13 protein-coding genes are annotated in these 12,195 nt (G+C 70.9%); 5 read left to right on the forward strand and 8 right to left on the reverse strand.

Annotated features, from left to right (window positions below; all coding sequences use genetic code 11):
• Nucleotides 1-291: 291 nt before the first annotated feature.
• The 5 genes from ACIOD1_RS25600 (at nucleotide 292) to mscL (ending at nucleotide 4,526) form a co-directional block, all read left to right on the forward strand.
• A complete protein-coding gene (locus tag ACIOD1_RS25600; protein WP_365621156.1) occupies nucleotides 292-1,623 on the forward strand; it encodes an MFS transporter in 1,332 nt (443 codons plus the stop codon).
• A 67-nt stretch (nucleotides 1,624-1,690) separates the two neighbouring features.
• Entirely contained in the window at nucleotides 1,691-2,008 is a 318-nt protein-coding gene (locus ACIOD1_RS25605) for an FmdB family zinc ribbon protein (RefSeq protein ID WP_365621157.1), read from the forward strand.
• A gap of 106 nt (nucleotides 2,009-2,114) precedes the next feature.
• Nucleotides 2,115-2,948, forward strand: a complete 834-nt coding sequence (locus ACIOD1_RS25610; RefSeq protein WP_365621159.1) for an S-methyl-5'-thioadenosine phosphorylase — start codon at nucleotides 2,115-2,117, stop codon at nucleotides 2,946-2,948.
• A 234-nt stretch (nucleotides 2,949-3,182) separates the two neighbouring features.
• Entirely contained in the window at nucleotides 3,183-3,881 is a 699-nt protein-coding gene (locus tag ACIOD1_RS25615; protein ID WP_401904876.1) for a hypothetical protein, read from the forward strand.
• A gap of 132 nt (nucleotides 3,882-4,013) precedes the next feature.
• Nucleotides 4,014-4,526 (forward strand): large conductance mechanosensitive channel protein MscL, encoded by a 513-nt coding sequence (mscL, locus tag ACIOD1_RS25620; RefSeq protein WP_401904825.1) that lies wholly within the window; start codon nucleotides 4,014-4,016, stop codon nucleotides 4,524-4,526.
• A 13-nt stretch (nucleotides 4,527-4,539) separates the two neighbouring features.
• Here the strand turns inward: mscL and ACIOD1_RS25625 are convergent, their stop codons facing one another.
• From ACIOD1_RS25625 to pflA, 8 genes are all read right to left on the reverse strand, one after another.
• Nucleotides 4,540-4,761: a hypothetical protein gene (locus ACIOD1_RS25625; RefSeq protein WP_365621165.1), complete on the reverse strand. Its 222-nt coding sequence runs from the start codon at nucleotides 4,759-4,761 to the stop codon at nucleotides 4,540-4,542.
• Between the two features lie 43 nt (nucleotides 4,762-4,804).
• Nucleotides 4,805-6,232, reverse strand: a complete 1,428-nt coding sequence (locus ACIOD1_RS25630; protein ID WP_365621168.1) for a NarK family nitrate/nitrite MFS transporter — start codon at nucleotides 6,230-6,232, stop codon at nucleotides 4,805-4,807.
• Nucleotides 6,233-6,234: 2 nt separating this feature from the next.
• On the reverse strand, nucleotides 6,235-6,603 hold the full coding sequence (locus ACIOD1_RS25635) for a hypothetical protein (protein ID WP_401904827.1): 369 nt from the start codon (nucleotides 6,601-6,603) through the stop codon (nucleotides 6,235-6,237).
• On the reverse strand, nucleotides 6,600-7,244 hold the full coding sequence (locus tag ACIOD1_RS25640) for a Rieske (2Fe-2S) protein (RefSeq protein ID WP_365621174.1): 645 nt from the start codon (nucleotides 7,242-7,244) through the stop codon (nucleotides 6,600-6,602). Before ACIOD1_RS25640 ends, ACIOD1_RS25635 begins: the two co-directional genes overlap by 4 nt.
• Nucleotides 7,241-7,840, reverse strand: coding sequence for a 4Fe-4S dicluster domain-containing protein (locus tag ACIOD1_RS25645; protein WP_365621176.1), 600 nt, complete (start codon nucleotides 7,838-7,840; stop codon nucleotides 7,241-7,243). Before ACIOD1_RS25645 ends, ACIOD1_RS25640 begins: the two co-directional genes overlap by 4 nt.
• 4 nt (nucleotides 7,841-7,844) lie before the next feature.
• Nucleotides 7,845-10,175, reverse strand: coding sequence for a molybdopterin oxidoreductase family protein (locus ACIOD1_RS25650; RefSeq protein WP_401904829.1), 2,331 nt, complete (start codon nucleotides 10,173-10,175; stop codon nucleotides 7,845-7,847).
• Nucleotides 10,172-11,260 (reverse strand): MFS transporter, encoded by a 1,089-nt coding sequence (locus ACIOD1_RS25655; RefSeq protein ID WP_365621182.1) that lies wholly within the window; start codon nucleotides 11,258-11,260, stop codon nucleotides 10,172-10,174. The genes ACIOD1_RS25650 and ACIOD1_RS25655 overlap by 4 nt, the downstream gene beginning before the upstream one ends.
• Nucleotides 11,261-11,329: 69 nt before the next feature.
• Nucleotides 11,330-12,157 (reverse strand): pyruvate formate-lyase-activating protein, encoded by an 828-nt coding sequence (gene pflA, locus ACIOD1_RS25660; RefSeq protein WP_401904831.1) that lies wholly within the window; start codon nucleotides 12,155-12,157, stop codon nucleotides 11,330-11,332.
• Nucleotides 12,158-12,195 lie beyond the last annotated feature (38 nt).

Consider the following 12,195-nt stretch of genomic DNA (forward strand, 5'->3'; position numbering starts at 1 on the left):
AGTTCCAGTTAATCGCAGGTGAAGACATGCCTTGTCGTCGTAATCACAGGGCGTTGCAGTGAATCTCCCTGTACGATGAAGGCACAACAGATCGAACCAACTCTGCCTGACGCAGAGCTGGCGCGACCGCAAAGCGGCCGTGGCTCCCTCCCGCAGTGGGCGCCCAGGTATCACTCGGTTCTGCGCAAGAGGACAGCTCTCGGGGCTCCCACATGTACGGGTGCGGTCGCTCACAAGGCGACGCATCGTCCGCAGACGGGGAGTTCTACCAGGCAGCGGAAAGGCCAGGCCGTGACATCCGCGGTCACGACCGACAAGCACGCCACGTCCACCCGCCCCGGTTACGGACAGCTCCTGCGCACCCCCGGTGCCCTCGGCTTCGTCCTCCCCGGCTTCGCCGCTCGCCTGCCCTTCGGCATGCTGACCATCAGCATCCTGCTGCTCGTCCAGCACGCCACCGGCTCCTACGGCGACGCCGGCATCGTCGCCGCCGTCACCGGCGTCTCCATGGCCCTGTGCGCCCCGGTCATGGGCAAGTTCACCGACCGCCTCGGCCAGAGCGCCGTTCTCGTACCGGTCACCCTCGTCCACGCCGCCACGGTCTCCGCTCTGACCGTGCTGGCGCTCCTCGGCGCCCCCCTGTGGGCGCTCGCGCTGGCCGCCGTCCCGGCCGGCGCCTCCGTCCCGCAGGTCGGGCCCATGGTCCGCTCCCGCTGGGCCGCCAAGCTGGAGGGCTCCCCGCTGCTGCCGACCGCGGCCGCGTTCGAGTCCGTCACCGACGAGTTCACCTTCGTCGTCGGCCCGGTGCTCGCCACCGCGCTGTGCACCGGCATCCACCCGGCGGCCGGTCTGGCCACCGAGGCGGCCCTGAGCCTGCTCGGCGGCCTGTTCTTCGCCGCCCAGCGCTCCAGCGAGCCCAAGCCGGCCGCTCTCGCGGCCGACGGTCAGCGGCACGCCTCCGCCCTGTCCTTCCCCGGCCTGCGCGTCCTGATCGTCGCCTTCCTCGGGATCGGCGCCGTCTTCGGCGGCATGCAGATCTCGCTCGCCGCCTTCGCCAACGAGATCGGCAACCCGGGCGCCAACGGCCTGCTCTACGGCGTCTTCGCCGCGGGCAACATGATCGCCGGCATCACGATGGGCGCCATCGCCTGGAAGATCGGCCCCCGCCGCCGCCTGATCATGGGCTACATCGGCCTCACCGCCGCCGCCTCGGTCCTGTGGGCCGCCGACTCCGCGATCGTGCTGGGCGGGCTCGGCCTGGTCGTCGGTCTGTGCATCGCCCCGGCGCTGATCACGGGCTACACGATGATCGAGCAGCTGATCCCGGCCGCCGCGCGCACCGAGGCCTTCACCTGGCTGACCGGCGCGGTCGCCTTCGGACAGGCCGTCGCCGTGACCCTGGCCGGCCGCCTGACGGACGCGCACGGGTCCTCGTACGGCTTCCTGGTACCCCTGGTCGCCACCGCGCTGGCCCTCGTCACCCTGCTGGCGCTGCGCGCGAAGCTGGCCCCGAAGGCCCCTAGCCGTATCGTCAGCTCATCCGCTCCGGCCGCCCCGGCGGTCTCCCGTAACCGGGTGAACGAGCGTGGGATCGGTCACCGCACGCCGGTGACGGTGGACTGATCCGCCGGAATACGTCACCATGGAGCGTCGTTAGCACTCATTGAGTCAGAGTGCCAGGAGGAAATTCGTGCCGACCTACCAGTACCAGTGCACCGAGTGCGGTGAGGGCCTTGAGGCCGTGCAGAAGTTCACCGATGACGCACTGACCGTGTGCCCGAACTGTGACGGGCGCCTGAAGAAGGTGTTCAGCGCGGTCGGCATCGTCTTCAAGGGATCCGGTTTCTACCGGAACGACAGCCGTGGCGCTTCGTCGAGCAGCACCCCTGCCTCGAAGCCGTCGACGGGGACGTCGACCGCCGCTCCGGCCGCGTCGTCTTCTTCGTCGTCGTCCTCGACGTCGTCGTCGTCCTCGTCCTCCTCCTCCGGCAGCTCCTCGGCCGCCTGAGGTCGGGCGCGGCGCGCGAGCGCCGCACGCTCCGTCAGTGTTTCGCAAGGCCCCGTACGCCCTCCTGGGCAGCGGGGCCTCACGCGTACCCGGTTAGGGTGGCGCCATGGTGAACGCGGAGATCGGTGTAATCGGCGGTTCGGGCTTCTACTCCTTCCTGGAGGACGTCTCCGAGGTCCGGGTGGAGACCCCGTACGGGCCTCCGAGCGACTCCCTCTACGTCGGCGAGCTGGCCGGACGCCAGGTGGCCTTCCTGCCGCGCCACGGGCGCGGCCACACCGTGCCGCCCAACAAGATCAACTACCGGGCCAACCTCTGGGCGCTGCGCTCGGTCGGCGTCCGTCAGGTGCTCGGCCCCTGCGCGGTCGGCGGGCTGCGGACGGAGTACGGCCCGGGGACCCTGCTGGTGCCGGACCAGCTGGTGGACCGTACGAAGTCCCGCGCGCAGACCTTCTTCGACGGGGAGCCGCTGCCGGACGGCAGCGTCCCGAACGTCGTGCACACCACCTTCGCCGACCCGTACTGCCCGGTCGGGCGCTCCGTGGCGCTCGCGGCGGCGCGGGGGCGGGACTGGGAGCCGGTGGACGGCGGCACCATGGTCGTCATCGAGGGGCCGCGCTTCTCGACGCGCGCCGAGTCGCGGTGGCACGCGGCGGCCGGCTGGTCGGTGGTGGGCATGACCGGCCACCCGGAGGCGGTCCTCGCGCGCGAGCTGGGGCTCTGCTACACCTCGATGGCCCTGGTCACGGACCTGGACGCGGGCGCCGAGACGGGCGAGGGGGTCTCGCACACGGAGGTCCTGAAGGTGTTCGGCGAGAACGTCGGCCGGCTCCGCGAGGTCCTCTTCGACGCGGTGGCGGCCCTGCCGGAGACCGCTTCCCGCGCCTGCCTGTGCACCCACGCCCACGACGGCTGGGACCTGGGCATCGAGCTGCCGTAGGGGGGCGGGGGCGGCCGGGGTCGCGGGGTCGGGGCGTCGGGTGCCGGGGCCGGGTGCCGGGGCCGGGGCCGGGTGCCTGGAACTCCGGGGCGGCTCACCCTTGAGGGTGGGGAAGTTGTCCACAGGCTGGGGATCGTCCACAGGCCCGAGCGGGATCGGGCGGGCCGGCCGATCGTGAGGGATGTCCGGGCGCTGGGCCCGGGCTTCGTTCCGAACGATTCGGCGGTGCTCGCCATGTCCATGCTGCCCTACGAGAACTCCCCCTCCCCCGCGACCGCTTCACCCGCGCTCCCCCCGTCGGCCGCGCCGGCCTCGTCACCCGCGCCGGCCTCCTCGTCCTCGTACGGCCCGTACGCCGCGCAGGTGGCTCAGGTCGCGCGGGTGGCGCAGGTGGCGCAGATGGCGCATCCCTCGGACTTCGGTCGTTCGGCAGGCCCCTCCGGCCCGGTCCACTTCGCCACCTGTCCCCCCGCCCGTGCGATTCCCCTCTTCCCCCCGCTGCGCGTGGGTCGGGCGGGAGGCCGGCTGCGGCGCGCGGTACGGCGTCGGCGGCGGGCCGGGGCGGCCGGGCTGGCCATGGCCGCGGCGGCCCTCGCGGTGGGCGGGACCCAAGCCCAGGCCTCCCGGGGCGCCCCGCCTCCGGAGGTGAAACCGCCTCCCGCGGCCGTCCGCCCGGTGTCGGCTCCGGTGCGCATCGCGGACGCGGCGACGGTGCGGCTGCTGCGCCCCGGGGACCGGGTCGACGTGGTCGCGGCGGAGCGGTCCGGGCCGCCGAGGGTGGTCGCCGCGGGGGCCCGGGTCTCCGAAGTACCCGCCCCGGAGAAGGACGTGGGCGACGGCGGGGCCCTGGTGGTGCTCTCCGTCCCCCGTGAGACGGCGCGGGCCCTGGTGGGCGCGGGCGCGACGGCACGACTGGCGGTGACCCTGTGCTGACCACGACAATTCGCACATCCGCGCGCGCAAGTCACCTGCGCAAGGGCCTCGATTGGACAGGCCGGGCCTCGACTGCCGTAGCTTTCGGAACCGTTGACTCCGTGTTCCGTGGATACGAAGAAAGGCTCGACGATGAGCGAGACGAAGAAAGTGAGCGTGCTGGCGGGCTTCAAGGCCTTCCTGATGCGCGGCAACGTGGTCGACCTGGCGGTCGCCGTGGTGATCGGCGCCGCGTTCACGAACATTGTGAACTCTGTCGTGAAGGGCCTCATCAGCCCGGTGATCGGCCTCGCGGGCACGCAGAGTCTCGATGCCTACAAGAGCTGCATCAAGGACCCCTGCGGGATCGGCGCCGACGGCAAGCCGACGGGCGTGGAACTCCTGTGGGGTTCGGTGCTCAACGCCACGCTGACCTTCCTGATCACCGCGGCCGTCGTCTACTTCCTGATGGTGCTCCCGATGGCGAAGTACCTCGCCAAGCAGGAGGCGCGCCGCAAGGCCAAGGAAGGCGTGCAGGAGACCATCGAGATCACCGAGCTGGAGGTCCTCAAGGAGATCCGGGACACCCTCGTCGCCCAGCGCAACGCGAACGGCGGCGGCGGCGCGAACAACGGCGGGTCGCCGGGGGCGCGCGACGCCTTCTGACCGTCCCCGCGGCTCAGATGTGGTGCGGGGGCTTCTCGTCGAGGAAGCGGGCCAGGTCGCCCGCGCTTCCGCCGGCGGGCGGCCGCTCGCCCCAGCCCCGGTCGGTGTCGTCGGAGGACTGCCGGTCGAGCGGGTCGTCGAAGACCAGCCCGGGCTTGGCCTTCGGCCGGGGCTTCGGCTCGGACCCGGGCTTGGGGGACTGCGGGTCCGGGGCGGGGGTGGGCGCGGTGCTCATGCCTCCAGGGTACGGCCGCACCCGACCCCTCTTCCGGCGCCGGTCAGCTGGGGGCTTCCGCGCCCTTGCGCGCGTAGAACCACCAGCACACCACGAGGCAGGTGGCGTAGAAGCCGATGAACAGCCAGAGCGCGTTGGTGACGGCCATGGCGGCGAACATCGCGGGGATGAAGAAGAAGCCGTAGGCCGCGATGGCGGAGGAGAAGCCGGTGACGGCGCCCGCCTCCATCTCCGACTGCTTGAGCGCGGCGGCCTGCGCCTCGGGGCCCTGACCCTCGACCGCCTGCATGTGCTGGTCCCGGAAGATCACCGGGATCTGTCGGAAGGTCGACCCGTTGCCCAGCCCGGAGAAGGCGAAGGCCACCAGGAAGCCGATGAAGAAGGCCCAGAAGCTGCCCGGGTCGTCACCGGCGGGAAGCGCGAAGATCACGACCACCAGAGCCGCCGCCATGCCCACGAAGGACAGCATGGTGACCCTGGCGCCGCCGATCTTGTCGGAGAACCAGCCACCGGCCCAACGCATGAGCGCGCCCACGAAGGGGCCGATCCAGGCGTAGGTGGTGGCCTGGTAGCCCTGCGCCTCGAAGTTGTTCTTGATCAGCAGGGGCAGACCGGCGGCGAAGCCGATGAAGGAGCCGAAGGTGCCCACGTAGAGCCAGGTCATCAGCCAGTTGTGCTTGCGCTTGAAGATGATCTTCTGCTGGCTGAAGGGGGCCGCGGCCACCCTCAGGTCGTTCATCAGGAACCAGGCGAGCAGCGCCATGATCACCAGGAGCGGCACCCACAGGAAGGCGCCGTTCTGCAACCAGATGTCGGTGTCCTTCTTGCCGTCGTGCTGCGGGCCGCCCGCCGGGGCGCCCAGCACGGCGGCCGTGACCACCAGCGGCGCGACCAGCTGGACCACGCTCACGCCGAGGTTGCCGAGGCCGCCGTTGAGGCCGTTGGCGCTGCCCTTCTCCCGCTTGGGAAAGAAGAAGCCGATGTTGGCCATGGAGGAGGCGAAGTTCGCGCCGCCGATCCCGCAGACGGCCGCGATGAGCGCCAGCTCCCAGTACGGGGTGCCGTTGTCCTGGAGGGCGAAGCCCAGCCACAGCATCGGGGCGACCAGGATGATCGTGCTGAAGGCGGTGAACTTCCGCTCGCCGAAGATGGGCCCGATGAAGGTGTAGAGGATCCGGAAGGTGCCGCCGGTGAGGCCGGGGATCGCGGTCAGCCAGAACAACTGCGACTTGGTGAAGCCGAAGCCGACGTCGTTCAGCTTGACGACGGTCACCGACCAGACCTGCCAGACCACGAAGCCGAGCATCAGGGCCGGGATGGACACCCAGAGGTTGCGCTGGGCGACCCGGCGGCCGGTGGACTGCCAGAAGCCGTCGTCCTCGGGCCGCCAGTCCGCGATGGTGGCGCCGGGCTTGTAGGTCTCGGCGCGGTGCGAACGCACCGCGGGCGGGGTGGGCGTGGGGATGGTCATGGTCATCGGTCCTTCGGGTCGAGGAGCCACAGGCCGATCACGACGAGGAAGGACAGGACCAGGAACCCCGCCCCCCACCACGCCGTGTGGGTGTTTCCCTTCATCCACTCGTCGACGGTCACGGTCAGCGCCCAGAGCTGCCCGATCACCACGGTGAGGGCCAGCACCAGCCGGGCGTTGAGCTTGGAGGAGCGCTCCGGTTCCTGTTCGCTGCCGGCGCCCGGGCCCGGGCCGGTGTGCCGGATCCGCGGGTCGCCGTAACCGCTGGTGGAGCGGATCTGCGGGTACCTCTCGCGCACCGGCCGGTTCAGCCGGGGTTGGGCGCTCCCCGGGCGGTAGTCGGGGCCGGGAGGCGGGGGGAGGTCGCTCATGTCCGCCTGCTCTCGGGGCCGGGGGCCGCCCCGGGACAGCCCAGTCGGGCCGCCTCGGGACTGGACGGGCCGAACTGTCGGCACAGGGCCTCCTTGGCCGGTTCTCCCGAGCGGGCGGTGGCCACGGCCCAGACGCTGCCGTCGGCCTGCTCGGTCAGGAAGACCTTCGGGAGGGGACGGGGCGGCGGTCCGGCCGTCACCTCGCCGCTGCGGGCGTCGAAGACGCCCTCGTGGCAAGGGCAGTACAGCTCCCCGTCGGCGCCCCGGTCCTCGCGCCAGAGGACGGCGCAGGCCAGGTGGGTGCAGACGGCCGAGTAGCCGACGAGGTTGCCGTCGGAGAGGCGGACGGCGATGGCCCGGTCCTCCTCGCCCGGGAAGCGGAAGGCCACGGACTGGCCGGGCGCCAGCGCGTCGGTGACCCGCTTCGGCGTGGGCAGGGAGTCGCTGTCGCCGTGCCGGTGCAGGATGCCGGCGGCCACGCCGACGCCGCCGATGGCCAGGCCGCCGGAGACGGTGGCCACGATCCGCAGGTAGTCGCGGCGGGTGGTGAGGGAGTCGGCGCTGATCCGGTCGCGCAGTTGGTCGGCCGCGGCGTCGGAGCCGTGCTCCTGCCCGGGCGAGGGCTGTTCGGTCACACTCATCGGACGTCCACTCCGTTCACCTCGACGATGGGCAGGCCGCCGGGGACCGGCCAACGGACCTTGTCTGCGGGAACGACCATCGCCACTCCGGTGGAGACCACCACGTCCCCGAAGGTGAAGGAGTCGGCGACCTGCACGCCGGGGCGCTCGGCCTGCAGCTCTTCGAGGGTTCCGTAGAAGAGGGCTCCGGTCGGGCAGACGGTGGCGCACATCGGCGCGAGTCCGTAGGCGGTGCGGTCGTAGCAGAGGTTGCACTTCATCTGGAGCTTCGCCTGGAGGTCGATCTTCGGCACTCCGAACGGGCAGGCGTTGACGCAGTTGGAGCAGCCGATGCAGCGGGTGGTGTCGGCCTGTTGGACCACCCCGTCGGCGGTCACCAGGATCGCGTCGGCGGGGCAGACCTCGGCGCAGGGCGCGACCGGGTCCTCGCAGTGCATGCAGACCGTGGGGAGGGAGGCGACGGACTGGCCGGGTTCGGTGTAGTCCAGGTGGATCATCGACTTGCCGCGGTGCGAGTCGCATTCGCGGCAGGCGGAGACACAGGCCTGGCAGCCGATGCAGCGGCCCGGGTCGATGAAGATCGTGCGACCCATCATGGCGTCAGTTCCTCTCCGCCGTGCCACGACCCTGCGGGGACGTGGGAGGCAGGGGATCGGTACGGGATACCTGGGTCTCCGGATAGGCCTCGCGGCCGGGGGGCATGGGCGGCGCGGGCACCTCGTCGACCCGTTCGGCCGCCTCGATCCGGGCGGCGCAGACCTTGTACTCGGGGATCTTCGACCGGGGGTCGAGGGCGTCGATGGTGAGGGCGTTCGCGGCCGTCGGGACGGGCCAGTGGTAGGGGATGAAGACGGTGTCGGGCCGGATCGCCTCGGTGACCAGGGCCGGGAAGACCTCGCTGCCCCGGCGGGTGACCACCCGGACCGGATCGCCGTTGCGGAAGCCGTGGGAGGGGTGCACCTCCACCCAGGGGCGCGGGGTCTGCTCGACGAGTGCGCCGAGCCGGCGGGTCTGGTTGCCGGAGAGGAAGTGCGCCACGGTCCGACCGGTGGTGAGGGAGAGCGGGTACTCCTCGGTGTACGGGTCCATCGGGGCGTGCCATTCGACGACCTGGAGGTGGACCTTCCCGTCGGGATGGTAGGTCTGGCCGCCCTCGAACAGGCGCGGGGTGCCCGGGTGGTCGGTGGAGGGGCAGGGCCACATGATCCCGCCGGTCTCCTCCAGGCGCTCGTAGGTGATGCCGTAGTAGTCGTTGACGGTGCCGGCGGAGGCGATCCGCAGCTCCTCGAACACCTCGCGGGAGCCGGGGAAGTCGAACTTGTCGCCCGCGCCGAGGCGGCGGGCCAGTTCGCAGATCACCCAGGTGTCGGTGCGGACGCCCGGGGGCGGCTCCTGCGCCTTGTTGTGCTTGACGACGCGGGCCTCGGTGTTGGCCATGACGCCCTCGTCCTCGGCCCAGACGGTGACGGGGAAGACCACGTGCGCGTTGTCGGCGGTCTCGGAGAGGAAGAAGTCGAACTGGGCGTGGAATTCGAGGGCGTCGTACCCGTCCTTGACGACGGCGTAGTTGGGCAGGGACACGAAGGGGTTGTTGCAGATCCCGATGAGGCCGCGGATCTCCCGGCGCTGCATCTGCCAGACCATCTCCATCATGGAGGTGCCGGCGAGCGGGAGTTCGGACTCCTCGATGCCCCAGATGGCGCAGATCTGCAGGCGGTGCTCCTCGTTCATGATGGAACGGCCGCCGGGCAACAGGTCCGACTTCTGGCCGTGTTCGCGTCCGCCCTGGCCGTTGCCCTGACCGGTGATGGTGCCGTAGCCGGCTCCGGGCTTGCCGAGGTTCCCGGTGGCGACGCACATGTTGATGATCGACAGGCAGTTCTCGACGCCCTGCGAGTGGTGCTCGACACCCCGGGCGTGGAAGGCCATGGCCTTGCCCGCGCGGCCGAAGGTGCGGGCCACCTGGACGATCTGCTCCTCGGGGACGCCGCAGATGGCGGCCGACCGGGCGGGAGGATAGGCCTGGACGGTCTCGCGGACCTCCTCCCAGCCGGTGGTGTGCGCGGCGAGGTAGGCCTCGTCGGTCAGCCCCTCGGCGACGATCACGTGGAGGACGGCGTTGAAGAACGCCGAGTCGGTGCCGGGCTTGAGGGCGACGTGGATGTCGGCGGTGCGGGCGATGGCCGTCTCGCGGGGGTCGACCACGATCAGCGAGGCGCCCCGGTCGCGGGCTCCCCAGACGTACTGGGTCATCACGGGGAAGCACTCCCCCACGTTCGACCCGGCGATCAGCAGGCAGTCCGTGAGGAGGATGTCGGCGAAGGGGTTGGCGGCCCGGTCGATGCCGAAGGACAGCTTGTTGGCCCCGGCGGCGCTGACCATGCACAGGCGGCCGTTGTAGTCGACGTGCCGGGTCTTGAGGGCGACCCGGCCGAACTTGCCGACCAGGTAGGTCTTCTCGGAGTAGAGGCTGGCCCCGCCGAGCAGCCCGAAGGCGTCGTTGCCGTGGGCGGCCTGGATGCGGCGGACCTCGGCGACGGTGAAGTCGAGGGCCTCGTCCCAGGAGACCTCCTTGAACTCCTCCTCGCGCGAGCGGCGCATCAGCGGGGCCGTCAGCCGGTCGGGGTGGTTGACCTGCTGGTAGGCGTTGATGCCCTTGGGGCACAGCCGCATCCGGTTGATGTCGTGGTTGCGGGGTTCGACGCCGAAGACCTTGCCGCCCTTGTCCACGCGCAGGTACATCCCGCACTGCACGCCGCAGAAGCAGCAGTGGGTGGGGACGAGGGTCTCGCCGTTCTGGTCGGCGTGCCACTGGTCGGCGGGGATGCCCCCGGCATCGCGGAAGTTGCGGGTGCCGGGCGGGGCGATGGACGGGTCGAGGGACGGGGCGGGAGCGGCCTGCGCCACCCGGGCGGGGTCGGTCGCGGTCACTTGAAGCCCTTCTTGACGTGGTTCAGGTAGGCGTTGCCGCGCAGGACCCGCTTGCAGCGCGGGCAGTACTCGGCCCAGGCGTCGAAGCCGAGGTTCAGGTCCTTCATCGTTCCGCGCAGGTTCTCGACGTACGGCGCGGTGTCCACGGGTTCGCCACAGCGCTTGCAGGCGAAGATCTGCTCGTCCTCGCGGGTCGTGTACTTGAACAGCTGCATGCCGACGGCGGCCGGGCGTTGGACGATGTGGAAGAACTTCCCGAAGGGGATGTAGATGAGGGTGAAGACCACCGAGACCATGTGCAGCAGCGCCAGGAACTCGTATCCGCCGCCGTGCAGGAAGATCGACGAGAAGGTCAGCAGCAGCCCCGTCACCGAGATCACGATGAGGCAGATCAGCGGAAGCAGGTCGTAGGCGAAGCGCTGGCCCGTGATGGCCCCGCGGTCCTTCATCCGGCGCCACAGGAAGTAGGAGGCGCCGGGGATGACGAGCACGGCGGCGATGTCCAGGCCGTGGAACATCAGCCAGCCGAGGATGTCGAGGGAGTCGAAGCCGAGGACCTTGATGCCCCAGATCCGCATCTCGTAGCCGGGGCCCGAGCCGGTGGCGGAGGTGAAGGTGAACCAGCCCCAGGTCAGCGGGAAGGTGATCGCGGCGGCCAGCAGGCAGCCCCAGAACATCAGCTGGTGGGCGGCCCAGCGGGCACGGGAGCGTGCGCCGAGGAACTTCTGGAAGCCCAGGTAGGTGGCGATCATCTTCGGCAGGGCGGTGGGCGCCTTCTTGAAGTTGGCGACCGAGAAGAAGCTGCCGAAGCCCTTCTTGAAGAGGCGCCGCGCGCCGGGCGCGGAGACCCAGACCGTGTACCGGTAGGCCACGCCGAAGGCCAGGAAGACGCCGGCGACGGCGTACGGCAACAGGGCGGAGTCGAAGTCCCTCAGCAGCCGACTGCCCAGCACGATCGCGACGACGAGCAGCAGCGAGACGACGGTGCCGGCCAGGGTGGCCCGTGCGCTGACGGACCGCCGGGCCGGCGGTGGGGCCGCGGGTGGCGGCGGGGCTGCGGCGAGGACTTCTGTGGGCTCGGACACAGCACCACGCTAGGTGGTCAGTACCGTTTCAGCCCGTTATATCCCCTTTATGGTTGCTCCGAACGGGGGTCAGACGGCCTTCAGCCCCTGCGCCTCGAAGACGGCCTTGGCCTCGGCGACCTGCTCGGCGGTCGGCGAGGGGGTGTCGTGCAGGGAGAACGGCATGTCCAGGGCCTCCCACTTGCTCTCGCCGAGCTTGTGGAAGGGCAGTACGTCGACCCGTGAGACGTTGCCGAGGCGCGCGGCGAAGGCGGCGACGCCCTCGACGTTCTCGCGCGCGTCGGTTAGTCCGGGCACGAGCACGAACCGCAGGTGGACCTCCTTGCCGAGGTCGGCGAGGCGGCGGGCGAAGTCCAGGGTGGGCTCCAGCGGGCGGCCGGTCACCTTCTTGTAGGTCTCCCGGTCCCAGGACTTGATGTCGAGGAGCACCAGGTCCACGTCGCGCAGCAGCGCGTCGGTGGCGCGGGCGCCGAGGAAGCCGGAGGTGTCCAGGGCCGTGTGCAGGCCGAGGTCGTTCCTCATCCGGTGCAGCAGCTCGCCCGCGAAGACGGGCTGGAGGAGGGGTTCGCCGCCGGAGATGGTGGCGCCGCCGCCCGAGGCGGAGATGAACCGGGTGTACTTGCGGGCCTCGGCGATGACGGCGTCGGCCGAGGTGCGCTTGCCGTTGCGCATCCGCATGGTGTCGGGGTTGTGGCAGTACAGGCAGGTCAGCGGGCAGCCTGCGAGGAAGGTCACGAACCGCGTGCCGGGGCCGTCGACTCCGGTGGAGAGGTCCCAGGAGTGCACCGAGCCCTCGCTGGGCCGCTGGGTGGCGGCCGCCGCGGGCGTCCGGCCCGCGCTGGTGGCCACGGCGTTGGCCTGGCCGACGGGGATGCTCGTACCGAAGAGGACGGTCATGGCGGGTGCTCCAGATTCGGGTTCGCTGATCTGGTGTC

It is taken from the genome of Streptomyces sp. NPDC088097 (assembly GCF_044741845.1).
In the GTDB taxonomy this organism is placed as follows: domain Bacteria; phylum Actinomycetota; class Actinomycetes; order Streptomycetales; family Streptomycetaceae; genus Streptomyces.

Coding starts and splice junctions, on each gene's coding strand:
- ACIOD1_RS25640 (WP_365621174.1), bottom strand. CDS start 7,244: ATGAGTGTGACCGAACAGCCCTCGCCCGGGCAGGAGCACGGCTCCGAC.
- ACIOD1_RS25635 (WP_401904827.1), bottom strand. CDS start 6,603: ATGAGCGACCTCCCCCCGCCTCCCGGCCCCGACTACCGCCCGGGGAGC.
- ACIOD1_RS25625 (WP_365621165.1), bottom strand. CDS start 4,761: ATGAGCACCGCGCCCACCCCCGCCCCGGACCCGCAGTCCCCCAAGCCC.
- ACIOD1_RS25615 (WP_401904876.1), top strand. CDS start 3,183: ATGTCCATGCTGCCCTACGAGAACTCCCCCTCCCCCGCGACCGCTTCA.
- ACIOD1_RS25645 (WP_365621176.1), bottom strand. CDS start 7,840: ATGATGGGTCGCACGATCTTCATCGACCCGGGCCGCTGCATCGGCTGC.
- ACIOD1_RS25610 (WP_365621159.1), top strand. CDS start 2,115: ATGGTGAACGCGGAGATCGGTGTAATCGGCGGTTCGGGCTTCTACTCC.
- ACIOD1_RS25630 (WP_365621168.1), bottom strand. CDS start 6,232: ATGACCATCCCCACGCCCACCCCGCCCGCGGTGCGTTCGCACCGCGCC.
- mscL (WP_401904825.1), top strand. CDS start 4,014: ATGAGCGAGACGAAGAAAGTGAGCGTGCTGGCGGGCTTCAAGGCCTTC.
- pflA (WP_401904831.1), bottom strand. CDS start 12,157: ATGACCGTCCTCTTCGGTACGAGCATCCCCGTCGGCCAGGCCAACGCC.